The following is a 23,989-nucleotide window of genomic DNA, read 5'->3' on the forward strand; positions in this document are numbered from 1 at the left end:
GAAAAACATTTGGTAAAAGAGATAATTAGTAGGCTACTAGCTTTGTTGTTAGCATTTCTGCAGTACGTTATAGAATTGAGTGAAATCCTTGGAGGATCTATGTCTCTTTATTGTGATTGTATTGGCTGGAATTTCTTTTTGGGAACCTCTCTCTTCGTCTACAATTACGATGGTCCCATGCCCCGTGATCTCAATCTGATTGCCCATTAAGGAGACATTGTATGCATTGAACATATTTGGGATCACGGTTCCAATATAGCCGATCAACGAAAACTTGCCTAGTACTGCGCCGGAAATTCCCTTTTTCTTGAAGTACCTCACGACAATCTTGCAGGCCCTTTTCTCTAGGTCTACTGCATATTCCAGGACAGCGTATTCATCGTAAGAGTTTCTTGGCACCTTGAGTATGGTATGTCCATCAATTTTTACTTCCAAAATACCCTCAATCTGTGGCATTATCTTTCACCTAGATATTAGTATGATGTAACAACTTTAAAACTTTTTCCCAGGCCTTTATAAATTCTCCTAGAGATAGCAAAGGCTTAAAAAATCCTGACTGGAACTTTCATGGAGGTGGGAGAATGGACGAGAAGAAAGGAGTCAAGAGCGGTGACCTAGTTCTTCCCGGTGACTACCTGGGCGTGATAGAGGAGTACTTCCCAGGTGAGGGGGTTAAAGAGGAGAACGGCGAGCTCTACGCCGTCCGGGCGGGGAAGGTTGTAATCGACCAGGACAGAATGGAAATAAGCATAGAGCCCGTTACTGACACACCCCCTCTCCCCAAGGTGGGCGACATCGTCATAGCGAACGTCATCGAGGTAAAGCCCCAGGCGGCGATAGTCCAGCTGGTTAAAATCGAGGGCAGGGACGACGACAGGGAGATAGCCACTTCAAAACTGGCTGGAATTCACATCTCTCAAGTTAGGGACGGCTACGTTGAGAGCATGACCTCCGAGTTCAAGGTGGGAGACGTCGTTAGGGCGAGGGTCATCGCCACCGAGAAGAGCCCCATACAGCTCTCGACCAAGGGGCCGGACCTCGGTGTTGTTTACGCCCTCTGCTCCCGCTGCAGAACTCCACTCGTCAGGCGCGGTGACAGGCTGATCTGCCCGAGGTGTGGAAGCGTCGAGACGAGAAAGCTCTCCACTCTCTACCGGAAGATGAGGGTGTGACCATGGCGAGGGCTAAGAAGGTCATAACGATTCACGTTCGGGACGACAGGGAGAAGGAGGAGTTCCTCAAGGAACTCCAGCGGCTCCGCCTTCCTGCCTTCATCTACGTCCACGGCAAGCTCAACGACCTCAAGATCAACGTCCAGGGAACGAAGGACGAGATAAGGGAGGCGATAAGGAAGATACGGGAGATCCACCACCGCGTCAGGGCCAAGCTCTATCCAGACAAACGTGGCCTCTACCGCTACGTCATTGACGACCTTCTCCGCGAGGCCGGGGCGAGCGTTTCGACTCCCATACTCGTGAGGACGCTGGAACTGCTCGGGGAGACCGTTGAAGTTAGGGAGGGCGAGCTGATAACGTCCATGCCGTGGGAAGAGATAGTGGCGCTCGTCCGAACCCTCGGGGATTACCTCGCCGATGTATCCCTCCAGACGACAAGGCAGATAAGGGAGGTCGTCCTTCCGGTGGCGGCCGCTAAGAACATGGACCCCAGCGAGGTTATGGATATGCTCGTCGAACTCGGCCTCGCCGAGTGGAAGGAGGATAAGTTTAAATACGAACTGGTGAAGAACAAGGAGCAGGCGCTGGAGATACTGCTCAAGCACTTAGAGGGTGAGGAAAATGAAGATTGAGGTCATCAAGCGTGAGGAAAACGTCCTTGAGTTCTACCTTGAGGGGGAGGATCACACCTTCGCCAACCTGCTCAACGAGGTGCTCCACGAGAACGAGCACGTGACCTTTGCAGGCTACACCATCGAGCACCCCATACTCATGGCGAGGAAGCCGAGGTTCAGGGTCGTCACCGACGGAAAAGTAACTCCCGAGAAGGCCCTTGAGGAGGCGGCTCAAAAGATATTCGACCGTGCCAGGGCCGTTCTCGACGCCTGGAAGAACGCGGTGGGCGAGTGATTTTTCTTCCCTTTGTTGCCGAGCTTTCTTCGATTTGTGTCCTCCTAACGGTGTCTTCCGAAACCCTTAAATTTCCAGTTCTTCTAACTCAGAGTTGGAACGTCTGCTCGACGAGGGGTGGAATCTTGAAACGTCGCGGTTACGGTTTGCTGGCGGTCATCATCACGGGCCTCGCGATTCGTCTCCTCCTGGCCCCCTACTCGGCCGGCAGCGACCTGCCCCAGTTCTACGGCTTCGCAGGGACGATGCTCGAACACGGTGCATGTTTTTATTCTTACGCGGATTCGTTCGCCTACGCCGGGAAGGGCTGGCCCTACCCGTGGCCCTACGTCTACGGTCCGGTTTTGGCCTATCTGCTGGCCGGGGTCAGGATTCTGGTTGGGGGTGGCGTTGAGTCCTTTTGGAGCGATGGCGTTTACCACGTCTACGTGGACCCCACGTGGGCCTTCTCGGTCAAGCTGGTGTTCATAGCCGCTGACACCGCAGTTGCTTTTCTCATCTATCTCCTCCTCAGGGAAACGAGCGAAAGAAAGGCAGTCCTTGGAAGCGCGGTCTACTACCTCAACCCCATCGTTATCCATGTTTCAGCTGTTTACGGCATGTTCGACGCCCTGGCCCTGGCCCCGTTCCTTCTCTCCCTCTATCTGGGGAACAGGAAGAACGCCTCCGCCTTTCTCCAGGGATTTTCCCTTGCAGTTAAGCACACCCTTCTGTTTCCAGCCATCGTTTCTTTGTGGGACTACATTCTACAAGGGGTGGAAGGGCTCAAAAAAGCCGCGCTCCTTTTCGCAGGGGCCATCGTTCCATTTCTTCCCATGCTACTGCTTTGCCCCCTCAGCCTTCGCTCCCTTCCAGATCTGATGAGGGGAATTGACATCGGCTACACTCTTCCGATGGCGTACAGTATGAACGGCTTCGTCAGCCTGGCCACGTACCTTCACGAGGTTTACGGAATCGATTCCCTGCCGTTCATCAGGCATTGGTACGTTCCAGCCTTGTTGCTCCTTTTCCTCACCCTTGTGAGACATTCCTTTGAGAGAAACTTGATAGTTTCCGTCTCGCTTGCTTACGCAGCCTTTACTGCCACCTACTGGCGCGTTAATCCCCAGTACCTCCTCCCCCTCGTCGCTTTTCTGGTTCTCCTATCCTTCACCACCCGTGGACGGATTGGCCTGGTCTCACTCTTTACCGCCTTCTACGCAGGAATCTGGCCGATCCTCCAGCCGAGTGAGTTCTGGTTTCACGTTCACCTGCGGAATCCCAACTGGGACGTCGTCAGGCTCGTGGGCCACTTCACGATTGGAGTTGGGGGAGACGCTCCATACGTCGTCTATTCCTTTGGTCTGACCCTCCTTCTCTACACCCTCGTTCTGGGGAGCACCCTTCCGTACCTCAAAAACCTTAAAGCCTGGCTCTCGGAGAAGTCTGGGGTGAGAGCTTGAGGTACGAGAGGGACTTCACCGACAGGGGGCTTGCGAAGCTCGGCGACTCGCTGGTTAACTTCGTCTTCTCACTCGCCTTGAGCGAGTATCTGGGCAGGCCCACAGGGGAGAGGGTTCCGAACGCGTCGCTCACGATAGCCCTGGAGCTGGCAGGGCTGAGGCACGTGGTTCCGCCGAGAACCGACAAGCACGGAAAGGGCGACATAGCGGAGGCCATTTTCGCCTACGCGTGGCTCGAGGGGAAGATAACGGTGGAGGAAGCCGTCGAGATCTTGAGGGAGAACTTCACCGAGGACGTCACGCACTTTTCGAGAAAAAAGGAGGCGATAGGGAGAGCCTTCGCGGAGGTTTTCAGGGTGATAGGGGGGAGGTTGGGGTTGTGATGGAACACCCCGACCGATAATTTAACCCGGTTAATGACGTTTTTCTTTGAAGTCCCATGCCCCCAATATTGTTTCCGCTGGTATATATTTGGCTTCCAGTTTTCGTCTCGTGGTTTCCAGGAGCAGTAACGTAACCACTGTAAACGCCGCGTTCACAACGAACAGTTGTAGAGTCCTGAACGTGCTTAACGCCAGCAGGGGAATTGCGATTTCGAAAGTTCTGTACAGGGTTCCTCCCCATCTTAGGATCTGGTCAAATCGGGTGAAAATCCTGTAGATGACGTATGTGGCTCCAATTTCCAGCAGAAGAATGCCCGGTTGCTCCGGCGGGTAATACGCCACTATGGCAAACAATGAGAGTACTAGGCTTAGGATTGGGGCGGTTATCAGCAGGATTTTCTGCCTCTGGGGATTGCCGACAAGGTACTTTGCAGTTATCGTCGTGGCTACAAGGAAAATGATAAAAACCAAAGGATTTCAAGCACCAGTATGCCCCAGTCACCGCTGTTCATACATTCAACCTCCAGGGCTGTAATCCCAGTAAACTATTCGTTCGTACCTGCGCGTGGTTTGAGGGGATTTTCTTGACTTTCAATTCTATTTGCCACGGACTCTTCGTTCTTAGGATCTCTCCGCTTTTTCCGATGCTGTAGTCTCGTTTCCAGCTCTTCGGGGGTCAGGTATTCAATCTCCGGTGGAGTTCCCAATGATGTAGTTCTCTGTACTGATTATCCCCTTGTTTTATCGTTCCCAGCCAGTTAAAAAAATCCCCAAAGTATTACTATGGGTGATGTGGCAATGGTTGCTAGAATGCCAGCCCATACTACAGACTCCGTTATATAAAACAGGAGGACAAAATAAAACAAAAATATGGCTACAGAAAGTTTGAAAATTCCCTCTTTAGACATGGTCATTGAACATCATCTCCATACCTATCATCTTCAATTAGATACTGGCCGAGCATGCCGATGAAACCGCCGGTTTTCACTCTTCTCTCACTCCCTTGTTCTTCTTTTTTGCTAGATTTGCAGTCGTGATTGTTGATGGCATTCTTAACCAATTTTAGCTCCGCGCGCATTTTCACGCATGCACCAGAGTTTTTCAACATCTTCATGAAGCCACCAGAGTAGGATTCCATAGGGTATCGCGAGGGGCGTGCGAAAGAGGACTGCCACTAAAACTGCAGGAAGATACACTAGGACTATCCTCGTTTTTTCGTGGTGGCATACAATGCGAAAACCGTACCACAAGCCCAACCACAGGAAAATTCCCACAAAGGCTATTGCTCCATACTTCAGAAGCAATACTGTCAAGATTGGGAGATACCCCAAGGAAGCGAAGGAACAGGCCGATTCAACTTCTTTTCTATTTATTCCTCTCAAAGACCAAGCGAGGCTTAACAGCGAGAGAGACAGCCAAAGAAGGAATACTGCAATGAAGGCCAGAATATCATTGTTTCCATGGCTAACCTTGGCGAGATATATAATTGATACAACCACAACACCGGTTCCAATTATTGATTTTTGGTCTGAGATAAGAGCTCCTATCCCAAGGATAACCCACAAGATAATAGAAATAAAGAGGAAAATGTCCACCGTTCATCCCTCCTGCAATGCCTTCACTGCTTTGTGTTCTCTCCCACTGTGAGTTTATACCACCACCAGAGCACCAAGGTATAGGAGAATACATATAAAGATCGGATTATAAAAGCAACAACCACAATTTGAAGTCCCGTTGCTAACATAAAGACTTTATTCCAGTTGTTCAGGGAGAAACTCCGGGAAATCCTCTCATAGGGCAGAACCAGAATCAACAAAATGTAGAGAAGCCCAGTATATTGAGCGAATTTATCAGCACTCATTATAAAAAACACGCCCACCAGAGGAAGATATGAAAGAAGAATTGCACTTAGATTATTAATCCTTTTCTCCGGAAACAATTTATACCATATTGCCAATCCCAATGCCATCAACCAGAGGAGAATTGACATATATGATACTTGAATACCGAGATAAGTTCTATACTCCAATGACGCTATGAAAGAAAGCCATGCAACTAAACCGGAGATACTGCCTAGGACGCCACCGAAAAAATAACTAACCACGAAAACAAGAGTCAAAAAGATGAAAATTGATACGTCGAACATGCCCCATCACCCTCCAACAACATTGTTGTTATCCTGTTCCTGTGGAAAGTGCTCATTTCCAATAATCTCCTCGAGTATCCACTGAATGTCATTTTCATGTGTTACTCCATAAACGCCAAGGGTTATTAATATACCTACAGGATCTGAGGATATAGCTGTCCTGACAAAACCACCAATCTCTATGAGAGTCAATCCGTGGTTTATAGCATTATCTGTTTCATCTCCGTTATAGGGAATAACCGTTATCACATCTGAAACTGGATAATTCAGTTCGCTAAACTTTGCCTCAATTAAGTATGAATGACCAGCAAACTCGTCAATATATGTCTTATAAATAGGCTTTCCGAAGTAGTAATTTGCCAAGCTATCATCTATGTCGATAGTTATTGTCAGGTCCTCCTGCATGTTGGTTGGAGTTAGGGTCACAGTTTGCTTGTTAACAGTGACGCTTTTTGGCCCGTTCGGCCACACTTTCTTACCCCCAAAGTCAACCTCTTCTAGGTTCAACGTAACCGTGTCAGTACTCTTCAGATCAAAGTGAGCAGTACAAGTGGTTGAACCGTCCCAGGGGATAACCGTAGGTTTGCACTCCATACTTGCAATTGTATTGCTCGTGGGCTTCACTTCACCCCTCACCCCGCTCCAGTGTTCGTCTCTTGGAACGAACAGTAAACAATCATAGTTGTTATTGCACTCATGGGCACAATAAAGAGCCAAAATTGGGTTGAAGAATATGCATTGAGCATAAAGAGTGGAGTTGAAATTAGGATAAAAATTGAGAAAAATTGCTTTACTTTTCCACTCTTTCCAAGCAAGAACTCATACACAATATCAAAGCCTAACCTGCAGTAAATGCCCTTATAAACGCGCCTACCAAGCTTTCTGACCGATGGCGCTACTGTGAATACAATGATTAGGCCAAGGACTATTCCAACAAGAGAGTTAATCCCGCTCTTAATACCGTATTTCCAAGATTCCACACCAATAAAAGCAAAGAGGAACAGGAGCAAATACCGGTATTTCGAGCACAGGGTCATGAACTCACCCCTCAAGTGTGTTCTAATATTCCAGGTTTGATGAACGCATTCCAAAGGAATGCCAAAGGATCAAAACTTAGCTTTGAGCTAAGTCGTATGCCTGAAATCCTTATTGAGCCCAGCTGAAAGCTAATTGCTGTATTTGGATCTACAATTGCTGCCGTCCCGCTGAGTATGTAGTCTGCCGCAACGGTTTTGCTGTCCATTTTTACCTTTCCACTTATTTTCAGGTATAAGACAGTATTCTGTGTGACTGGTTTTGGTTTAGACCACTCACTCAGTGTTTTACCAGCGTAGATTTTTAGTACCCCGTTTGTGATCTCATAGCCTCTCATGCTATCCCCGTACTCCGTGTCGTTCTCCGGCCACCACTTTGCTCCTGAATCATCGACCAGCTCAATGTTGAAAGGTCCATGCGCACAGTTCGGGTCCAAATTAGTGACGGTAATATAGACACTCACGCTGTCCCCCGCCTCAACCCACTTGGGATAAACCTCCAAGTGACCCTCCAGGGGGACACCGCTCAAACAAGTCGAAGTCGGAGGATCTTGTATTGTTATCTCGCCGCTCCTCGAATCCTCCAGCTTCCCGTCTTCCCAAACCTCAATCCTCCAACCCTTAATGCTTTCAGTTTTCCACCCTCAAAGGTTCTGCAGTTTTTTACAACATTAATCATAGTCTCTAGTTTTTATCGCCTGTTCTAATGATTGAACTCGCCTGTTAATGTTTGACTTCAGTTCATCAACGTCGTCGAAGAGCGCCCAGGCAAATGCCCACGGTAGCATAAAACCCAAAACTAGAGCAAAAAGTCCCCCGTAAACCCCAGTTCTCAATATCTCCGGGAGGAGTAACACTCCTAAAATAACAAGAATCACCCGGTAGGCCCTCATAACTCCCCCTCCAGCATTTTAATCCTCTCCCTGAGGAGTTCTAAGCCTGTCTCCTCTGAATAGGTCAGACCCCCGTAGGTCAAAAGTGGCACTAAGAGAAGCAGTGAGTAACCAAAGGATATCCAGGAAGTTGCAATCGCTGAAATGCTGTAGAGGGTCATGAAGACCGATTCAAAGGCACCAGGGCGCGCTTTTAAGAGTATTCCTCCCGTGACTACCGCGTACACAAGTGCAACGATTGAATTCCAGAGTGGAAGGTAATTAATCATGGGTTCCCCCTCCTAAAGCGGTCTTCGAGCTGTATTAGTCGGTGATTGATTTCCTCTAGCTCTTCAAGGAGCCTGTAGCGGAAGGAGTACATTAGGAAAAAATAGAAAACCCACGGGAGCACCATTAGCAGATACTCTCCTGACATGTTATCAACCCCCTGGAAGGAACAGAGGCTTTAGGAAATATTCAGCCACTTTTTTGGCTTTCTCCTTCGCTGACTTATTCGTTGCAACAATTTCAGCTAAATTATACATCCCGATGCTTCCTCCTACAAGCTTGCCATATATTCCAAAGGTGGCTTCAAATGCAACTTTAGCCTTTCCTGCAAGTGCAAGTTCTACTCCTGTTGACGATTCTACGGTTGCTATCTCTGAAAAAGTGGCCAATCCTGACAATAATAACGGTGAGAATGCCATTGCGGTTCCTTTCATAATGCCGGCATTTGCATCGCTGTTCCAGTATTTGCTTCCTGTGTACCTTGCCGTGATAATGCCTTCAAGGTTCATATACTCACCTGAGTCCAATCTTATTTTCAGTTTTAGGTAATGTGGAGTATCAACTCTTTTGGTTGATAGCTATCTTGTATCGATTAGGATATTTTTCTTTTAGGCAGTTTTTAACCGCATGTTGAGTGAAATAGGCAGAGATATTCCACAAAATTATGACTATCCAAAATACTGGCTGTCTGTACGCGATAAATGCTCCAAAGAATGTGTAAAATGTAGCTAGTGCAATGAACTTTCTGGGGTTAACTGCCCATTCAATAGCATTAATGACCTTTCGAATATTTTGATCCGATGGGATATATCCAAGTATGCAGTTTTTGATACATGCTTCGATAGAGTATGGATTGTATATTGCCAAAAGGAGAAAGTAAGCAAAAGAAAATTTAAGAGCACTGGAAATCGCCTCTGAATAGTCGTTAAGCACATGCAAAGAGAAAACGATATTGGAAAGTACAGTCACAGTCCATAGGATCATCAGATGTTTTAGATTCATTCGTTGAGTTATGGCATGTATCCCCTGTTTTAATGCTTTCACAATACTCACCCTTCCCATTTTGTCTATTAGGGAAACTATGTCCTTCTTAATGAGCTTAACTCAATACTTAGGAATCCAAAGCACTAGTCTGTCATGTTGTGAAATTCCTCACAGACACTAGAGTTTGGCAAAATACGCCGTAAGATATGTCGATGCTATCCACAGGATGGCACTAATGGCAAATTTTGTATCTTTGTATATCATGGGCAGGCTGAAAAATACATACAATAACGCTATGGACCAGAAGTTTCTTATATCAGTTGCCCTACTAATGGAGCCAAGTACCCGTGAGAGGCTTTTTTTATCAGGCTTTCTCCCGGTAACGCAGTATCTAATAATAAACTCCACGATAGTTATCTCATAGAATACAAAAAAGATTCCGAACACAACTGTGATGATAATAATGCCTTCAATTTTCTCCGGGTCAAGCCCCCAGTTTAAAAAACAAAAAGTGGCATGGAGCAAATAGTAACTACCCACAATACGAGAAGTGCTAGTATGCCCCGACGAGAGATGTACCGTTCACTCTTCATAGCCCTCATCCTCCGAATAAGGATTTAAGAATCTGATCCAACCATCCGTTCATCGGTTTAACACTATCGGATATTATTTTCAATTGTCATTAGACACTCCTTCGCACAGGATAATGCTGTTCTCATGGTTATGTACAGATCAACGGTCCATAGGGGTACTAGCAATATCGCTAGTGGGTTCCGGGAGAGGATATACATAACAAATGCAAGCCAGGCATAGAATAATATTGGGGCACTGAGGTACTTTAGCTCTAAGCGCTGTTGTGTTGAGATTATGATTTCTTCAAGCTCTTTTTTTGAAACTTGATACCCGAGAATGCAATTTCTAATAATGAATCTCACGGCATCGAGGCTGTATAATCCCAGGATTAACAAATATGGGGTAGTCAGCTCAATAGAAGTGATTACACTGTGAGAAAAAAAGAATAGATAACCGAGAGTTGCCGATAACGTTACTGCAAGAGCCACCCCCACTTTATAAATTTGAAATCTATCTCTGCAGGTTAGTCCCATAGGAAATCACCCCTGATGCTCTGAAATTTTTGATAAGATGAAATTTTTTATGGGCTGTCCGCTAATGAAGCTCAATATTGCATCTCCTCCAGGTATCTTATCTATTACTGGGAACCACTTTGTGAGTTTACTAGAGACTTTGGGGCCTTCTATGAGTAATAACAAGTCTGCAGTGACGTCTGCATATACAATACCCTGATTGACGCTGAGGCGTAATGTACTCTCTGCAATTCCTTTCACTACTATTTTGCTGACTCCGTTAATCATGCCTTCCACCGTGTAGTCCAAGTACAACGTGGCGGTGGTTCCATCAACTCTGAGGAGCATTTGGCGATCTGTTGTGACGGTCCTGTCCTGTATTTGTATCGTTATGAATTCACCGGGTTTTACATCCTCGTTTACTGAGACTGTTGTATGATCTGGAACCGCCTCTTCTAAATCAGGTGGACTAACTGAAATTTCAGTGCTTAACTCTGTAATATGTACTGGCACATCGTTGACATTCCTGAATTTGAGTGTACATTCCAGTGATGAGACGTAGCTTCCCTGAGTATAAAGTCTGCTGGCTTTAAAGTTAAAGTTGAGACCACTGCAGGAGATTTCGGTCAGTTCTAGAGAATACTCGAGGGGTGAAACTCTAACACTGACACTGTCAGTTTTGGTTTTAATGTAATCTAAAAGGCCACTGATGTTTTTGATTTTCAATGTGATATTGTGATTCCCCACACTCACAGGCCAATCAAACTCATCTATAACCCTCGTCCTACCAACTAACAAGTAATTTCCGTTGGCATTCGTGTCAAATGAGTGTATTTCCTTGCCGTCCAAGTACACGCTTCCCCCAAGATACAGCAAGTCTATTGTGTCCCCACCCACATCCGGAAGAGCACTGCAGTATGATGCCATTACCTTTACATGCACTTTGCCTTCTCCCACCATCTCAGTCGGACTAACCTCCAGCCATGCAGTCCAGTATTCTCCCTCAGGACATGGATCACTCTCTGAGATAACACGAATTGTCCCGCTCCTTGAATCCTCCAGCTTCCCGTCTTCCCAGGCCTCGATCCTCCAGTCGTGCTCTCCAGCCTGAGCGGTCCATGTTAATGTGACTATCATAGAATCTCCACCATGAAGAGTAACAGTCCTGCTTGATTTTTCAACCCCATCGATGAAAAGCTTTACCGTTACGGTTCTGGACGTTGAGGTGGGATTCTTGAGGCTCACATCGAATTCCACACTATCCCCCTCAGTAGGATTATTTGGTGAAAAATCAACGTTCATACTTATAGTTTCTGAATTCACCGTAACGCTCTTCTTGACACTCTTGGAGTTCCCGTCCCATTTGATTGACGCGCTGGCAACGTAAGTGCCAGCTTCCTCGTAAGTTACCGTCTTCTTAATAATGGTAACCTCTTCATTTGCCGGAACATCGACCGTTCCTGAATACTTCCACGAACCCGAATCGGAATAAGGAATGACGACGGAGTAATCCACTCCATTCAGTGCCACATTGTTCTTATTCTCGACTACGACCTTGTAAGTTACACTGTCCCCTTCCGTAATGTCATCACTGGACGTTTCTATCTTAATCCCGACCAAGTTCCAGTCCACTGACGAGCTGAGGTCAAAGGTTGCGGAGTACTGCTCTGTGATCGTTCTAGCACTGCAGCTTGATAATATGGGTGCATCTTCTCTAGAACCAAGTGGGGATTTATCACATTCTGGGGTGTACGTTATCTCGATTTCCCCCGTCGCGGTTAACTTTCCGTTTTCGTTTCTAATAGACGTACTGAAGGTTTTGCTCTCCCAATTATAATCAATGTATGGATCAATCTGCGAGATGGTTTCTGAGTCAGAACGGCCCGTTGAATAGTCATGGAGATTAATCTTAACATTTTTGACAGCGTTGTTTTCCGTGTGCATGTGGACGATAACACGGTAATTAACGTAGTTTGGACCGCTTGTTAGTGGTTTTACCTCGATGTCATCAACCTTCAGTATGCCCTCTAAGGAACCCGGATCCGAGGCAATTTTCATTATCTCATCTGCCGGAATGACGGGGATCTGGTTTGAAGAGGACTCCGTAGGAGTAAGCGTTCCACCATCAACGCCCTTGATGGAGTTTTTGAGAGGTTCCGGATTTATCGGGTCGATCGGGGTTATAGGGTCACTTGGGGGCAATTTCTTGTAGTCTGGGTTGGTTATGACCTCGCGGGATACAACGGTGACCTCGAGGGCGTCCTTAAGCTCCGCCACCTTCTGATTGAGCATCTTCGGGAGTTTAGGGTTATTGTTGCCCTGCTTCATCGCATTCACAAGCACCAGTACGTCGGAAGTTAGTTTGTACGCCTCCAGAGCGCCCGGCCAATAATACGTCGTAAGGTTTATTTCAAATCCATCTCGGTCAAAATGTTCCTGCTCAATTCTGAATGCCATCGATCCATCATGGCCCCAAAGGACTCCCCTCAGGTTTCCGGTCGTGATTGTTATGCTCTCACCGTTGAAGAACGCCAGCTCCACCTGCTTTGGACTGTTCGAGGAGTAAGTTATGAGTTCGTACATCGACTCTCTCAGCGGAATGATGGAGTCCCTCATTCTCTTGTAGTCACCTTCAACGTATGAGCGGTAGAACTCAACCCACCCCCTCAGTAACAGTGGGTGTATTAAAGTTCTGTTGTCCCCTCCAGTGATTCCGGTGGGCTGGGTCCATTTCCATTTTTCTAGTGTCCAGGTTTCGTACTCGTTGTACTTGAAGGCAACATCAATGAAGGCCATGGAAAACTCCTCGAGAAAGGCCGTCATGTTGAAGTCCTCGTTAATCTCGTCTGCATTTCTAACAATGTACTCTTCCAAAGCTTGAATCTGCTCGTCACTCCAGCCTTGAGCCTTCAAAGCCTCTACAGTCTCCTGGGGGAGGCCATTCCGGCTGATGTTCCGAGCCATTTCCCTTAACTCTTCGGCAGTGTAGTACGTCTTTACACCAGAAGCCTTCAGTTCCTCCAGAGCCTGCCAGATTAAGGCTGAAATATTGGCGGCATTTTCAGCACCAAGGCGAGAGTTTTGAATCAACTCCTGGGCGAGGGTGGTGTTCCTGGTGGCGTTGAACTGAACCACGAGTTCGGCTTCCTTGTTGAGTATCTCCCAGAATTTCTCGTACGGGTCGTTCTGGGTTTCGAGGCTGGTGGCTTGGGCTGTACTTCCCGCCGCCGTCACCATCGACCCCAGCAGGAGGATTACCAACAGTACTCCTACCGCCCTCCTCATCGAGATTTCACCGCAGTACTAACTAAAGTTAGAACTTAAAGGACTTTCCTATACACATTTTGCACACCACTAAAAATAGTACGCAAAAAACGGAAAATCACAGGCTCGTCAGAAGCTCTATCAACCCCTGCTTCGTTGGAACCTTCGCGAACTTCTCCGGGTTCTTGACCTTGAGGAGGAGGGGAACCTCGCCGAAGAGCCTCAGCACCTTTCCAAAGGGTATGTTGCCCTCCCCCGGCAGGAGGTGAAGGTCGCCGACACCGTAGGCGAGGGCATCTTCGGGCTCAACCTGCGGGAAGAGCTTTCCGAAGTTGTCGTGTATCATGAGGATTATCGTCTTGTCAGTGCCAAGCTTCACATCTTCCAGCAGCTTGTCCGCGTCGCCCTGGGCGCTGAGGAAGGCGTGGGCCACGTCGAGGGCAAAGCCGACGTTCTCCCTGTTCACGTTCTCGACGACGTAGAGGGTGTCCTTGACGCTGAAGGTGTTCTCGAGGGCTATCTTTATGTCAAAGGGGTGAACCATGTCGGCAAGCTGTTGAATGGCCTCTATTTCAAGGTCCAACCTTCCAGTTCTACCGCTCTGCATGACTATTACCTTGGCGCCGAGCTTTATGGCAACGTCCGCTATTGCCCTCGCGACGCGGAAGTGCCTGGTGTAGTAGATGTGGTCGCGCAGATTGACGGAGGTCGGCATTCTTACGATGTAGTCTATGCCAACGCCCCTGAGCGTGGTCTCGACGTTCCGGAGCTTCTTCTCAACCACGACGCCGTTCTTTATGAGGCCTAAGGTGTGGGGGAATATCGAGACGAAGTCGTAGTTCTTTATCTTGACGTCCGCCAGAACTGAGGCGAGGGTCTTGTCCTTCGTGACGAAGTGCGGGTAAACTGTCACTCCTATCTCCATGATATCACCTAAGAGGAGAGTAGAGTGCCGGATATAAAAGCTTAGCGAGGGCAGGGTTTAAAAGTCCCGGCCCAAAATTTCTCCGGGTGAGGGAATGAGGGAAAACATATGGAAGTACGTTTCGGCAGTTCTCGTCCTCCTGCTGGCAGTCTCAAGCGTGGCGGTCGTTCTGTTGTACATGCAGGCCTCCGAGCTGAAGTCGTACACGCCGTCAAACGTAACCCCCGTCGTCGTGGAGACGTCTCTCAACTCCACATGCAACGAGACCTCCTACCTGCTTCAGATAGACGAACTCCAGCGCCAGGTCGAGTTTCTGAAGGCACAGCTGAGGGAGCTTAACCGGCCGGAGGGGAACACGACCATCGCCGTGGTTCCTATATTCGGGCTGATAGACGACTACACGGCCCTCCAGGTGGTGCCCCTTCTGAGGAAGGTAGCCGAGAATGACTCTATAGGCGGTGTGGTTCTCTGGATAGAGAGCCCCGGCGGCTACATAGGGCCTGTCAGGGAAATATACTCCACGGTCAAGAAGCTTAACCTCATCAAGCCGGTCGTTGCTTACACCGGCGGCATAGCGGCTTCTGGCGGCTACTACATAGCTGTTGCCGCCGAGAAGATAGTCGCCGATCCCCTGGCAGAGGTCGGGAGCATTGGGGTTATCTACGTCCACTACGACCTCCAGAAGAACTACGAGATGAACGGCATAAAGGTGGACGTGTTCAAAACGGGGCCTTACAAGGACATGGGAGCCGAGTGGCGCGGTTTGAGCGACGACGAGCGCGAGATGATCGCGGACAGCATAGACACATACTTCCAGGCCTTCCTTCAGGTCGTGAGCGACGGCAGGGGAATGCCGCTCAACGAGACCCGGCTTTACGCTACCGGGAGAACGTGGTTCGCGATGAACGTTACCGGCTCGCTGGTGGACGAGACCGGCGACATCGATAGAGCTATTGCCGTCCTCTCCGAGGAGCTCAACGTGACCAAACCACGCGTGGTTATTTATGGGAGCGGAGGGGCTTCTAACTTTGGGATCTTTGGAAGCACCGCCCTCCTGCTCGATCCTCGATACGTGAACGCTTACCTAAAGCCCTGAGGGGGTGATAGCGTGCTCTGCGAGGAGAGGCTGGAGGTGTTTGAGAACGGTTTCGAGGACGGGAGATTCAAGCTGAGGGTGGAGTTCTACGGAGGTGATGCTAGAAGGCTTCTCCTCGCCGTAATACGGGAGCTGTATCTGTCGGACTACGGGGAGGACTACGTGTACCCCTTCGAGTGCGCCAAGGAGTTCTGGGGCATCTATATGGACCCTTCCGAGATAGCCGCCGGGGACTTCAGGCCGAACCCCATAAAGTTCCTCAACAGGGCCGTCCTCGACAGGCTGGAAAAAGCTCTGAGGGAAACGAAGGCCCCTGAAGAAATCGTTGAGAGCATAAACCTCGAGAGGGCAGAGGTTCACAAGCTCAAGAAAGGTTTATTAGCCTTGGGAAAGAACTTCCTCCTCGACGAGAGAGGATACCTGATAATCTTCAGCAAGCCCAGCGCGCGGGAGCTGATACTGAAGTACCTGGGGATGCTCGATGGAGATTGAGGCCGCCGTCTGGATAGTGATTTCAGTTCTCGTCCTCTACCTCGTGTGGGAGACGGTTAGCCCTATCCTTTCGCCCCTTATCCTTGCAGTTACCCTCGCATACATTCTCTATCCCTTCCACGAAAGGCTGGCGAGACGGGTCGGTAACAGGATTTCTGCCTTTACCATAACCGGGGTTCTAACAGTTCTGACCTTCCTCTTCATCATCGGCTTTGCCCTCTGGATAAACGACGTCAAGCAGTCCCTGGCGTACTACATCAACGCCTTCTTCCAGTGGCTCCTCGATTTCCACCTGCCCCTCGCTCTCTACGAGCTTATCCAGCGCCTGGCTGAGGACATACCGAGGCGCTTCGAGGAGTACGTCCTCGGATACACCTATTCCCTGCCCAAGCTTTCCCTCCAGGCCATCGTCATGGTCTTCGCCTTCTACGGAATCCTCGTCAATACCCGGGCAATAAGGGAGGAGGTCTACGCTTTACTCCCCAGGGACAACCGGGAGCTTGCCATCAAACTCCTGGAGAGCGCTGGGAGGACGCTCCACAGCATTCTGAGGGGCTGGCTTGCCGTGAGCGTCCTCAAGGGCGCGGCCATAGCGGTGGGGTTCTACATCTTTGCCGTGGCAGATGCCGGCGGGGCCATAGCGGTGGGTATATTTACGATAATCTTCGAGCTCCTTCCGGTCCTGGGTGGCTGGATAACCTGGCTGGCCGGCTCTGTCTATCTCTTCACTATCGGAAACTGGATCTCGGCGGTGGGTCTTGCCATTTATGGTGCGGCATTCGTGTCCCCCCTCCCCGATTACCTCCTGAGGTCACGGCTGGGGGAAAGAGAAACTGGTGTCAATGCGCTGATAAGTCTCGTCGGCATCTTCGGGGGCTACATAGCCTTTGGCTTCGTGGGGATAATAATCGGACCCGTTGCCCTTTCGCTCCTCAGCACCCTCCTGGAGGAGTGGAAGAAGACGAGGGAAGCGACTATGGCCTGAACCTCTTGATGAAGGCCGCCATCTTGACAGTGTCCAGCGTTTCCCTCACGTCGTGGGTTCTGATTATGTGGGCGCCGTTGAAGACGGCTATGGCCGTCGCCGAGAGGCTGCCAGCTAATCTCTCCGCAGGGTCTTTTCTGCCGGTTATGGCCCCGATGAATGATTTCCTCGAGACGCCTACGAGGATTGGCCTTCCGAAGGTCTTGAGGACGTTCAGGTTGGCCAGAACCCTGGAGTCCCACTCGTACCACGGCGGCCACTCCGGGCGGAGGAATCCTATCGCGGGGTCGATGGCGATCTCCTCAATCCCGTACTTTTCAGCTATGACGAGGCTTTCCTTGAGGAGGTCCATCACCGTGTGAACGGGGTCGCTGAGATTCCTCACCTCTCCGTGGGCGCAGACTATTACAGGAGCCCCGTGGTCCTTGGCTATTTCCGCCATTCTCGGGTCGCCTTTGAGCCCGGTAACGTCGTTTACGATGTCTGCCCCGGCTTTGAGTGCTTCCTCTGCAACCCTGGCGTTCGTGGTGTCTATGCTTATCGGCACGTCCACATGGTCCCGGATAGCTTTAACCGCCCAGACGGCTCTCTTTACCTCCTCCTCAACGGGAATCTGGGTCTCAAGGTAGGGGGCGGTCGATTTGGCACCGATGTCTATGAAGGACGCCCCGTCCTTGACCATCTTCACCGCGGTCTCGATGAGCTTTTCCTCGTCGTTTCTGACGCTCCCCTTGTAGAAACTCTCCGGTGAAACGTTGATGACGCCCATTATTCTGGGTTCACTCAAATCAACTCCCGCGAACTTCATAGCCAGCACCCGACTCGAGCTTGATTGCCAGAAATAAAAAGGTTAGTGCGGTTATGACCGTGGGCAGGATCGGGTCGATGTTCGGGTCGCCGGAGTGAACCGTAACCGCGAGGAGGCCGTTGATTGCGCTGAAACCGGCCAGGACGGCCTTGTCGGTCACATTGGCGTCGAGCCTGTCAAGAACGTGGAACAGGTACAGCTCGGCCACGAGGGGTGCTATGGTTATTATCCCGATAAGTCCCGTGAAGATTGTTGTGAGGTACAGGATAACCCCCAGTGCGTCGTCGCCTTCCGCCATGTTATCACCGTGTGGTGTAATTCACTGAATCCTTAAAAGTTTTTGCAGGGCCATCAATGGTTAAAAAGAGGTCAAAGGAAACGTCTTCGGGTGGTGCTCGTGATAATCCGAACCCCGAGGAGGCTTCACCTCGGTCTCATAGACCCGGCCGCCACCTTCGGGCGGCGCTTTGGGAGCCTCGGCCTTGCGCTCGAGGGTGGCTACGAGGTCAAAATCATCGAGAGCGACTCCTTGGAGATAGTTGCGGAGGGAGAGGACAGGAAGACCATCGAGTTCGCGGTCAAGAGAATGAACTCCGCCTACGAGACCGGGGTCAATTACCTGGTTGAGGTCAGAAAAGCCATTCCTAGGCATGTTGGCCTCGGCTCCACGACCCAGCTTAGCCTGGCGGTCGGCACTGCCATAGCAAGACTTAACAACATTAACGTCCCAATCGAAGAGCTCGCCAAGGTTCTTGGAAGGGGGAGGAACGGCGGTGCTGGAATCTATTCCTTCGCCTATGGCGGGTTTGTCATGGACGGCGGCGTCAGGGACGGCATTCCTCCCCTGATACTCCGCACGGACTTTCCAGAGGAGTGGGCCTTTCTGCTGATTATTCCGGAGCTCAAGCCGGGTCTCGACGAGGAGGAGGAAAAGCCCGTGATGGCGAGTCTTGCCGGAAGGACAGACGTCGCTAGGGAGATAAGCCACAGAATACTGCTTGGCCTCCTGCCCGCTTTGAAGGAGAGGGACGTAAAAACCTTCGGTGAACACCTCTCCGCGATACAGCGGCTCGTGGGAAAGCACTTCGAACCGTACCAGGGCGGGGAGTTCAGGGAGGACGTTAAGCTGGTACTCGACTTTCTGGCGGAGAAAACCTACGGCCACGGCCAGAGCTCCTGGGGGCCAACGGTTTACGGGCTGATCCTCCGGAGTGACTTCGAGAGGCTCAGCGCCGAGGCCCGAGACTACCTCAGGGAGCACGGGATAAAGGCGAAGGTCGAGCTCGGCCTTCCGAACAACGCCGGCGCGGAGATAATCGGGGAGAGCGCGTTCCTTGAAAGGTTGATAAGGTCCGTGGGTGGTTAACGTGACCCTCGACAGGTTCATCAGGGTGAGGTACCGGGCCGACGAGGAAAAGGTGAAGGCCCTCCGGGAGATTCTAAGCGAACTCGGCCTCGACTGCGCCAGAACCATCGAGGAGCGGGTTGACCTCCAGTTCGATGCGCTGAGAAACCTCCACGGGAACCTGAAAAACGATGAGCTCTTCATCAAGCTCGTCATTGCAAACTCCCTCGTGAGCTATCAGCTGACGGCGAAGGGCGAGATGTGGTGGTGGGAGTTCTCTAAGCACTTTTCGGAAAATCCGCCGGGAAGGGGCATATCGGAAGCATACTCCCGATTTCTGCCGAACTCCAGAACCAACCGGAGACTTGTTACAGGGAAGGTCAAAAGACTGAAGAGAATCGAGCCCTTCCTCGATTCCCTCTCCCTGGAAGACCTTGGAAACTACTACTTCAGTGGCATGGAACGCCTGCGCGACGAGCTCGCGAAAACGCTTGGCTCGAGGAAAAGTGCCAAGACTATCGTCTTCGCCGTCAAGATGTTCGGCTACGCCGGCAGGATAGCCTTTGGGAAATTCGTTCCCTACCCAATGGGCATCGAGATACCCGACGACGTGAGGATAAACGCCTACACGAAGCGCTTCACGAACGAGCCCCCTGTGAGCTTCTGGAGGGGAATCGCGGAGGAAACCGGTATTCCACCGCTGCACATCGATTCAATACTCTGGCCGGTTCTGGGGGGACACGATGAGGTTCTCACGCGGCTGAAAAAGCACTGCACGAAGTGGGAGGACGTTTTGAGACTGGCTTCCCTCTGATTATCCCCCCACCCAAAGGGCTTAAATATTCCCCCGGCAGATCATACCTCGGAATTCGATGCATCGGGTGAATGGCAGGCTTTGTCCTCTCCCCCTTTGGGGGGAACTGTCAATTCAACCTCGAAAGCAAAACTTTTATACTCCTGTTGTTAGTCTAAACTTGGGGGGTATAAGCTATGCTCTGGGGATTTCAGCTTGAGTTTAAGCAGAGCCTTCGAACTAAGAAACTGTGGGTAATACTCGGTGTGATGATGCTCCTCTACATACCTGGGTTCTACCTTCAGAAGTCGAGTGGCAGGGAGATTGAAACTGTTCAACAGGCCGTCTCAGTCCTCATCAGCAACATCAACGGACTCGGCGGATTTTTCATTGCAATCCTTGCCCTTCTGATGGGTGCCACGGCAATAAACAGCGAGATAGAGAAGGGAACGCTCCGCGTTGCAATGAGCAAGCCGATAACGAGGTTGAGCTACATCGGCGGCAAGTTCCTCGCTCACACGGTGGTCGTGTTAATGGCACTCCTCCTCACGACCCTGGTGGGAATAGCTGGACTTGTCTGGCTGGGCGCCCCCCTCGGCGGCCAGCTCGTCACTGACTCACTCCTGCTCAACGCCTTATTGCTCCTGGCAATGATGCAGTTAATAGCCCTCGGTTACATAATCTCCACCACCGTGAAGTCCTCCAGCACGGCCCTTGGCGTGGCCCTCGTGGTGATGTTCGTCTTCTTCATGATAATGCCGGCCATAGTCCAGTTCATGGCCGCCAAGGATACCATAATAAGCGACCACCCCGACTGGGACGCCTACCGGGAAAAGACCAAGGAGTACCAGACCAAGTATCTTTTCTACGTCCCGACAACCCAGATAGACGTCATCGTGAGCGACGCCACCAAGATTACTGGCAGCGTGGACAACCCACAGGTAGAGTACATCGGAATAGGCGGTGCCATACGGGAGAACCTCACAAACCTGGGGATACTGGTGAGCCTTACGCTCGTCTATCTCGCCCTCGCTTTCTACCGCTTCCTCCGCATGGATCTGAGGTGATGTCAATGCTCAGGATTGAGAATCTCGTTAAGGTTTACAAGGACGTTAGGGCTTTGGACGGTCTTAACCTTGAAGTGAAGCCGGGTCAAGTTTACGGCTTCCTCGGCCCAAACGGTGCTGGCAAGAGCACGACAATCCTCAGCACCCTCGGTCTAATCTTTCCTCAGGAAGGGAGGATTGAACTGTTTGGCGAGGAGGTCTTCAGGGGCGGCAAGTTTGACGAGAACCAGCTCGTTGAGGCAAAGAAGAGAATAGGCTACATGCCGGAGCACGCCACGCTCTGGGATTTTCTGACTCCCGAGCAGACGCTGGACATCATCGCTGACGCTTTCAAAATACCAAAAACCGAGAAGGGGAAGCGCATCAATGAACTCCTCGAGCTTGTTGGTTTGAAGGAAGCGAGAAAGAGGAAGGTTGGGAAGTTTTCGAAGGGCATGCGGCAGAGACTCCTTTTGGCCCAGGCGCTCATCAACGACCCGGAGCTTTTGATTCTTGACGAGCCGATGACTGGGTTGGATCCGAGGGGTATTGCTGAGTTCAAGGAGATTATTAGAGAGCAGAGGAAGGCTGGAAAGACGGTGTTCTTCTCCAGTCATATTCTCGCGCACGTGGAGGAGGTTTGCGACACGGTTGGGGTAATAGTGAAGGGCAAGCTCCGTGTCGAGGACAGTCTGGAGAACATCAAGCGGGAGTTCCTGAGAAAGGCGGGGTACACTATCATCATTGAGACTAACAAGCCCGTGGACTGGAGTTCGGTGGAGTGGAATGTGAGTCCGCTCGGTGAGAATAAGTACCGCGTTGTCGCCCCTGAGGACATCAGGGAGGAGCTTCATGACTTTGTGGCGAACCAGGGCGCGAAGATTCTAACAATGCAGGTCAAGGAGCCAAGCCTCGAGGAGATATTCCTCGAGATGGTGGGGTGAGTTCGACCTTGTGTTATTCATTTTTGTTCAGCAAACTTTTTATGTTCTCAATCCAAACATGTTTGGTGGTTAAATGCTACTGCCCATGCACATCTTCGTAGCTTACATGGTGGGAGCATGGAGGGACTGGGACAGGAAGCTCCTCGGTCTCTTCGTGATTGCCAACTCCGCCCCGGATTACAGCTTCATACAGATGCTCCTTATGACGGGAGACTTCACGAGAACCTTCTTCAACCACGGGATGGTGTCCTTTCTCTACGTGCTCCCCTTTGGTCCCCTCGGCATCATTGGCAACGGGTTTCATCTCATAGCGGATTTCTTCACGGGCGGGATTCCATTTCTCCCCGATGGCGTCTGGTATGGACTTCCCAGAACGGGCTGGCACCTATGGGGCAAGTTCATACTTGTCCCGTGGGAGGTTCCGATAGCCGTTATCGGCCTGTATGCCGCATACAAGCTCGGAGTTGGGAGGGTCGCCCACTCACTCCTCGCCTTCCTGCTCGGCTACGCCGTCTTCGCGCTCCTCAGCCCGCTCTACATCGTCAACCCCTACCTCTCCACGGGGGTGAGCTTTCTAGTGCTGTGGTACCTCTACGAGAAAGCCGAGGTTCTGGAGCGGCTGAGGGTTCTTGGAAAGGGAGAGGGGGTTAAAGCCTAGCCCTCTCGAACTCCTCCTTCCTGTCAAGTGGCTTGGTGGCGTCGATGCCCCACTTCGCGGTGAGGCTCTTCTCCGCGGAGGGATCGAGGGAGCTTCCCCTCGCGTTTGGGACTATCACGAGGTCCTTATCGGCCTGGAAGCGCGTCGCTATCGCCCACTCCACCTCCCTGTCGTCGTATATGTTGACGTCTTCATCGACAACTACCACGTGCTTCAGGCTCGGGTGGCCGGCGAAAGCCGCCAAAATCGCGTTCTTCCCGTCGCCGTCGTGCTGCTTGGTTATGCTGACAACGGCGTGGAGCCACATTGCACCGCCTTCGGTCAGCCTTACGCCGTGAACCTTGGGGACGACCCTCTTGACGCTGGCGTAAATCTGTGGCTCCTTCGGCAGGCCCATGAGCATGTAGTGCTCGTAGCCACCCGGGAGAAGGGCGTGGAAGACCGGCTCGTCCACATGGTACATCTTCTCGAAGACCACCAGCGGCTGCTTTCTGACGTAGTCGTATGTACCGGTTATGTCCACGAAGGGGCCTTCATCAACGAGCTCCGGCGTGATTCTGGCCTCAAACACGAACTCACTCTCGACCGGAACAGGGATTCCACCGAGTTCGACGACATCGATGGGCCTTCCGAAGGCGAGCTCGCTCAGCTTTGACGCTATCTCAAGCTCGCTGACGCCGTAGGCTACGCTCGTGGCTCCGGTAAGGAGGAGGTGAACCGGGTTCCCGACGACTATCCTCACCTCAAGCTCCTCTCCGTGTTCCGCCTTGTCCCTCCACATCGCGTAGAGGTGCCTGGGGACGAGCCTGATTGCGACAGTCTTCTCGTCCCTGACCATCATCCTGTGGAAGGACATATTGGTGAAGCCGTTCTCGTCCTTCGCTATGACCATCGCCGAAGTGAAGTATGGCCCGCCGTCCTTCGGGTAGTACTTCGGAATCGGAAGCTCGAGGAGCGAGAAATCCTCCGTCGGGTTTTTCATGAAGGGGGCGTTTTCAACGGTCCTGTATGGTGAGGGATTTTCCATCGCCTCCGCAATCAGGTGAATGAGTTCCTCCCTGCTTGTGTTGAGGAAACCCGCTATCCTTTCCCGCGTGCTCCAGATGTTGCCCGCAACGGTCCAGCCGTTCACGTTCTCAAACAGGACGGGCCTGTTCCTGTGCTTCAGAAGGTAGCGCGTTATTTCAAGTTCCTTGGACACGGGTTCTTTGACAACAACGGTATCCTCAAATCTCCCCAGGATTTCCTTCAGCATTCCATCACCCTAGTTCCATGTTCCAAAAGGCCTATAAAGTCTTTTTCCAAACCTCGGACG

General features: G+C 50.9%; 31 protein-coding genes. 14 read left to right on the forward strand and 17 right to left on the reverse strand.

Going from position 1 to position 23,989, the window contains the following annotated elements; genetic code table 11:
- Positions 1-48: 48 nt before the first annotated feature.
- Positions 49-456: a hypothetical protein gene (locus CL1_RS01555; protein ID WP_014788160.1), complete on the reverse strand. Its 408-nt coding sequence runs from the start codon at positions 454-456 to the stop codon at positions 49-51.
- Positions 457-581: 125 nt separating this feature from the next.
- Here CL1_RS01555 and CL1_RS01560 point away from each other — a divergent pair, with 125 nt between their 5' ends.
- From CL1_RS01560 to CL1_RS01580, 5 genes are all read left to right on the forward strand, one after another.
- Positions 582-1,172, forward strand: a complete 591-nt coding sequence (locus CL1_RS01560) for an exosome complex RNA-binding protein Csl4 (RefSeq protein ID WP_014788161.1) — start codon at positions 582-584, stop codon at positions 1,170-1,172.
- A 2-nt stretch (positions 1,173-1,174) separates the two neighbouring features.
- Positions 1,175-1,807, forward strand: a complete 633-nt coding sequence (locus tag CL1_RS01565) for a DUF2067 family protein (protein ID WP_014788162.1) — start codon at positions 1,175-1,177, stop codon at positions 1,805-1,807.
- Positions 1,797-2,084 carry a DNA-directed RNA polymerase subunit L gene (locus tag CL1_RS01570; protein ID WP_014788163.1) on the forward strand — a complete coding sequence of 96 codons (288 nt, stop codon included), beginning with the start codon at positions 1,797-1,799 and terminating at the stop codon, positions 2,082-2,084. Before CL1_RS01565 ends, CL1_RS01570 begins: the two co-directional genes overlap by 11 nt.
- A gap of 125 nt (positions 2,085-2,209) precedes the next feature.
- A complete protein-coding gene (locus tag CL1_RS01575) occupies positions 2,210-3,526 on the forward strand; it encodes a hypothetical protein (protein WP_014788164.1) in 1,317 nt (438 codons plus the stop codon).
- Complete coding sequence (locus CL1_RS01580; RefSeq protein ID WP_014788165.1) at positions 3,523-3,909, forward strand: ribonuclease III family protein; 387 nt, start codon at positions 3,523-3,525, stop codon at positions 3,907-3,909. The genes CL1_RS01575 and CL1_RS01580 overlap by 4 nt, the downstream gene beginning before the upstream one ends.
- A gap of 30 nt (positions 3,910-3,939) precedes the next feature.
- Here CL1_RS01580 and CL1_RS01585 read toward each other — a convergent pair whose 3' ends face one another.
- Together CL1_RS01585 and CL1_RS10625 are read right to left on the reverse strand one after the other, a co-directional pair.
- On the reverse strand, positions 3,940-4,380 hold the full coding sequence (locus CL1_RS01585; RefSeq protein WP_014788166.1) for a hypothetical protein: 441 nt from the start codon (positions 4,378-4,380) through the stop codon (positions 3,940-3,942).
- A gap of 439 nt (positions 4,381-4,819) precedes the next feature.
- Positions 4,820-5,023: a hypothetical protein gene (locus tag CL1_RS10625; RefSeq protein WP_148267260.1), complete on the reverse strand. Its 204-nt coding sequence runs from the start codon at positions 5,021-5,023 to the stop codon at positions 4,820-4,822.
- Between the two features lie 116 nt (positions 5,024-5,139).
- On the opposite strand from CL1_RS10625, the gene CL1_RS10720 reads away from it, so the two are divergent.
- On the forward strand, positions 5,140-5,556 hold the full coding sequence (locus CL1_RS10720) for a hypothetical protein (RefSeq protein ID WP_187287173.1): 417 nt from the start codon (positions 5,140-5,142) through the stop codon (positions 5,554-5,556).
- Here the strand turns inward: CL1_RS10720 and CL1_RS01595 are convergent.
- From CL1_RS01595 to CL1_RS01650, 11 genes are all read right to left on the reverse strand, one after another.
- The gene (locus CL1_RS01595) at positions 5,528-6,055 is read right to left on the reverse strand and encodes a hypothetical protein (protein ID WP_014788168.1); all 528 of its coding nucleotides are present in this window, start codon (positions 6,053-6,055) and stop codon (positions 5,528-5,530) included. The two genes, CL1_RS10720 and CL1_RS01595, sit on opposite strands and share 29 nt — an antisense overlap.
- Before the next feature lie 6 nt (positions 6,056-6,061).
- On the reverse strand, positions 6,062-6,679 hold the full coding sequence (locus CL1_RS01600) for a hypothetical protein (RefSeq protein ID WP_048151737.1): 618 nt from the start codon (positions 6,677-6,679) through the stop codon (positions 6,062-6,064).
- Between the two features lie 8 nt (positions 6,680-6,687).
- Entirely contained in the window at positions 6,688-7,092 is a 405-nt protein-coding gene (locus CL1_RS01605) for a hypothetical protein (protein ID WP_014788170.1), read from the reverse strand.
- A gap of 11 nt (positions 7,093-7,103) precedes the next feature.
- Positions 7,104-7,592 (reverse strand): hypothetical protein, encoded by a 489-nt coding sequence (locus CL1_RS01610; RefSeq protein ID WP_048151739.1) that lies wholly within the window; start codon positions 7,590-7,592, stop codon positions 7,104-7,106.
- 168 nt (positions 7,593-7,760) lie between these two features.
- Complete coding sequence (locus CL1_RS01615) at positions 7,761-7,982, reverse strand: hypothetical protein (protein ID WP_048151742.1); 222 nt, start codon at positions 7,980-7,982, stop codon at positions 7,761-7,763.
- On the reverse strand, positions 7,979-8,251 hold the full coding sequence (locus CL1_RS01620) for a hypothetical protein (protein WP_048151748.1): 273 nt from the start codon (positions 8,249-8,251) through the stop codon (positions 7,979-7,981). Before CL1_RS01620 ends, CL1_RS01615 begins: the two co-directional genes overlap by 4 nt.
- A 150-nt stretch (positions 8,252-8,401) precedes the next feature.
- Positions 8,402-8,758: a hypothetical protein gene (locus CL1_RS01625; protein ID WP_014788172.1), complete on the reverse strand. Its 357-nt coding sequence runs from the start codon at positions 8,756-8,758 to the stop codon at positions 8,402-8,404.
- A gap of 49 nt (positions 8,759-8,807) precedes the next feature.
- A complete protein-coding gene (locus tag CL1_RS01630) occupies positions 8,808-9,311 on the reverse strand; it encodes a hypothetical protein (protein WP_148267261.1) in 504 nt (167 codons plus the stop codon).
- 578 nt (positions 9,312-9,889) lie between these two features.
- Complete coding sequence (locus CL1_RS01640; RefSeq protein ID WP_014788175.1) at positions 9,890-10,339, reverse strand: hypothetical protein; 450 nt, start codon at positions 10,337-10,339, stop codon at positions 9,890-9,892.
- A gap of 6 nt (positions 10,340-10,345) precedes the next feature.
- Positions 10,346-13,603, reverse strand: a complete 3,258-nt coding sequence (locus tag CL1_RS01645) for a COG1470 family protein (protein WP_048151755.1) — start codon at positions 13,601-13,603, stop codon at positions 10,346-10,348.
- 97 nt (positions 13,604-13,700) lie between these two features.
- Positions 13,701-14,507: a sugar phosphate isomerase/epimerase family protein gene (locus CL1_RS01650; RefSeq protein WP_014788177.1), complete on the reverse strand. Its 807-nt coding sequence runs from the start codon at positions 14,505-14,507 to the stop codon at positions 13,701-13,703.
- A 94-nt stretch (positions 14,508-14,601) separates the two neighbouring features.
- Here CL1_RS01650 and sppA point away from each other — a divergent pair, with 94 nt between their 5' ends.
- The 3 genes from sppA to CL1_RS01665 are packed head-to-tail and all read left to right on the forward strand — an operon-like array spanning position 14,602 to position 17,080.
- Positions 14,602-15,603, forward strand: a complete 1,002-nt coding sequence (gene sppA / locus CL1_RS01655; protein WP_014788178.1) for a signal peptide peptidase SppA — start codon at positions 14,602-14,604, stop codon at positions 15,601-15,603.
- A 12-nt stretch (positions 15,604-15,615) separates the two neighbouring features.
- The gene (locus CL1_RS01660; RefSeq protein WP_048151757.1) at positions 15,616-16,095 is read left to right on the forward strand and encodes a PH1570 family protein; all 480 of its coding nucleotides are present in this window, start codon (positions 15,616-15,618) and stop codon (positions 16,093-16,095) included.
- Positions 16,085-17,080, forward strand: coding sequence for an AI-2E family transporter (locus CL1_RS01665; RefSeq protein ID WP_014788180.1), 996 nt, complete (start codon positions 16,085-16,087; stop codon positions 17,078-17,080). Before CL1_RS01660 ends, CL1_RS01665 begins: the two co-directional genes overlap by 11 nt.
- Here CL1_RS01665 and folP read toward each other — a convergent pair.
- Together folP and CL1_RS01675 are read right to left on the reverse strand one after the other, a co-directional pair.
- Entirely contained in the window at positions 17,070-17,888 is an 819-nt protein-coding gene (gene folP, locus CL1_RS01670) for a dihydropteroate synthase (protein WP_014788181.1), read from the reverse strand. The two genes, CL1_RS01665 and folP, sit on opposite strands and share 11 nt — an antisense overlap.
- Complete coding sequence (locus tag CL1_RS01675; protein WP_014788182.1) at positions 17,869-18,186, reverse strand: hypothetical protein; 318 nt, start codon at positions 18,184-18,186, stop codon at positions 17,869-17,871. The genes folP and CL1_RS01675 overlap by 20 nt, the downstream gene beginning before the upstream one ends.
- Positions 18,187-18,285: 99 nt before the next feature.
- Here CL1_RS01675 and CL1_RS01680 point away from each other — a divergent pair, with 99 nt between their 5' ends.
- The 5 genes from CL1_RS01680 to CL1_RS01700 all read left to right on the forward strand — a co-directional run bounded on the left by CL1_RS01680 (position 18,286) and on the right by CL1_RS01700 (position 22,674).
- Positions 18,286-19,254 carry a beta-ribofuranosylaminobenzene 5'-phosphate synthase family protein gene (locus CL1_RS01680; RefSeq protein WP_014788183.1) on the forward strand — a complete coding sequence of 323 codons (969 nt, stop codon included), beginning with the start codon at positions 18,286-18,288 and terminating at the stop codon, positions 19,252-19,254.
- A gap of 1 nt (position 19,255) precedes the next feature.
- Positions 19,256-20,047 (forward strand): N-glycosylase/DNA lyase, encoded by a 792-nt coding sequence (locus CL1_RS01685; RefSeq protein ID WP_014788184.1) that lies wholly within the window; start codon positions 19,256-19,258, stop codon positions 20,045-20,047.
- Positions 20,048-20,223: 176 nt separating this feature from the next.
- Positions 20,224-21,093 carry an ABC transporter permease subunit gene (locus CL1_RS01690; protein WP_014788185.1) on the forward strand — a complete coding sequence of 290 codons (870 nt, stop codon included), beginning with the start codon at positions 20,224-20,226 and terminating at the stop codon, positions 21,091-21,093.
- 5 nt (positions 21,094-21,098) lie between these two features.
- Positions 21,099-22,016: an ABC transporter ATP-binding protein gene (locus tag CL1_RS01695; RefSeq protein ID WP_014788186.1), complete on the forward strand. Its 918-nt coding sequence runs from the start codon at positions 21,099-21,101 to the stop codon at positions 22,014-22,016.
- 73 nt (positions 22,017-22,089) lie between these two features.
- Positions 22,090-22,674 (forward strand): hypothetical protein, encoded by a 585-nt coding sequence (locus tag CL1_RS01700; RefSeq protein WP_014788187.1) that lies wholly within the window; start codon positions 22,090-22,092, stop codon positions 22,672-22,674.
- Here the strand turns inward: CL1_RS01700 and CL1_RS01705 are convergent.
- Entirely contained in the window at positions 22,664-23,929 is a 1,266-nt protein-coding gene (locus CL1_RS01705) for a UbiD family decarboxylase (protein ID WP_014788188.1), read from the reverse strand. The genes CL1_RS01700 and CL1_RS01705 overlap by 11 nt on opposite strands.
- Positions 23,930-23,989 lie beyond the last annotated feature (60 nt).

The organism is Thermococcus cleftensis (assembly GCF_000265525.1).
Taxonomy (GTDB): Archaea; Methanobacteriota_B; Thermococci; order Thermococcales; family Thermococcaceae; genus Thermococcus; species Thermococcus cleftensis.

Excerpts from the sequence above, each read along its gene's own strand:
- CL1_RS01555 (WP_014788160.1), bottom strand. The coding sequence starts at position 456 with ATGCCACAGATTGAGGGTATTTTGGAAGTAAAAATTGATGGACATACC.
- CL1_RS01560 (WP_014788161.1), top strand. The coding sequence starts at position 582 with ATGGACGAGAAGAAAGGAGTCAAGAGCGGTGACCTAGTTCTTCCCGGT.
- CL1_RS01565 (WP_014788162.1), top strand. The coding sequence starts at position 1,175 with ATGGCGAGGGCTAAGAAGGTCATAACGATTCACGTTCGGGACGACAGG.
- CL1_RS01570 (WP_014788163.1), top strand. The coding sequence starts at position 1,797 with ATGAAGATTGAGGTCATCAAGCGTGAGGAAAACGTCCTTGAGTTCTAC.
- CL1_RS10625 (WP_148267260.1), bottom strand. The coding sequence starts at position 5,023 with ATGAAGATGTTGAAAAACTCTGGTGCATGCGTGAAAATGCGCGCGGAG.
- CL1_RS10720 (WP_187287173.1), top strand. The coding sequence starts at position 5,140 with ATGCGAAAACCGTACCACAAGCCCAACCACAGGAAAATTCCCACAAAG.
- CL1_RS01595 (WP_014788168.1), bottom strand. The coding sequence starts at position 6,055 with ATGTTCGACGTATCAATTTTCATCTTTTTGACTCTTGTTTTCGTGGTT.
- CL1_RS01605 (WP_014788170.1), bottom strand. The coding sequence starts at position 7,092 with ATGACCCTGTGCTCGAAATACCGGTATTTGCTCCTGTTCCTCTTTGCT.
- CL1_RS01615 (WP_048151742.1), bottom strand. The coding sequence starts at position 7,982 with ATGAGGGCCTACCGGGTGATTCTTGTTATTTTAGGAGTGTTACTCCTC.
- CL1_RS01620 (WP_048151748.1), bottom strand. The coding sequence starts at position 8,251 with ATGATTAATTACCTTCCACTCTGGAATTCAATCGTTGCACTTGTGTAC.
- CL1_RS01625 (WP_014788172.1), bottom strand. The coding sequence starts at position 8,758 with ATGAACCTTGAAGGCATTATCACGGCAAGGTACACAGGAAGCAAATAC.
- CL1_RS01630 (WP_148267261.1), bottom strand. The coding sequence starts at position 9,311 with ATGGGAAGGGTGAGTATTGTGAAAGCATTAAAACAGGGGATACATGCC.
- CL1_RS01640 (WP_014788175.1), bottom strand. The coding sequence starts at position 10,339 with ATGGGACTAACCTGCAGAGATAGATTTCAAATTTATAAAGTGGGGGTG.
- CL1_RS01645 (WP_048151755.1), bottom strand. The coding sequence starts at position 13,603 with ATGAGGAGGGCGGTAGGAGTACTGTTGGTAATCCTCCTGCTGGGGTCG.
- CL1_RS01650 (WP_014788177.1), bottom strand. The coding sequence starts at position 14,507 with ATGGAGATAGGAGTGACAGTTTACCCGCACTTCGTCACGAAGGACAAG.
- sppA (WP_014788178.1), top strand. The coding sequence starts at position 14,602 with ATGAGGGAAAACATATGGAAGTACGTTTCGGCAGTTCTCGTCCTCCTG.
- CL1_RS01665 (WP_014788180.1), top strand. The coding sequence starts at position 16,085 with ATGGAGATTGAGGCCGCCGTCTGGATAGTGATTTCAGTTCTCGTCCTC.
- folP (WP_014788181.1), bottom strand. The coding sequence starts at position 17,888 with ATGAAGTTCGCGGGAGTTGATTTGAGTGAACCCAGAATAATGGGCGTC.
- CL1_RS01675 (WP_014788182.1), bottom strand. The coding sequence starts at position 18,186 with ATGGCGGAAGGCGACGACGCACTGGGGGTTATCCTGTACCTCACAACA.
- CL1_RS01690 (WP_014788185.1), top strand. The coding sequence starts at position 20,224 with ATGCTCTGGGGATTTCAGCTTGAGTTTAAGCAGAGCCTTCGAACTAAG.
- CL1_RS01695 (WP_014788186.1), top strand. The coding sequence starts at position 21,099 with ATGCTCAGGATTGAGAATCTCGTTAAGGTTTACAAGGACGTTAGGGCT.
- CL1_RS01700 (WP_014788187.1), top strand. The coding sequence starts at position 22,090 with ATGCTACTGCCCATGCACATCTTCGTAGCTTACATGGTGGGAGCATGG.
- CL1_RS01705 (WP_014788188.1), bottom strand. The coding sequence starts at position 23,929 with ATGCTGAAGGAAATCCTGGGGAGATTTGAGGATACCGTTGTTGTCAAA.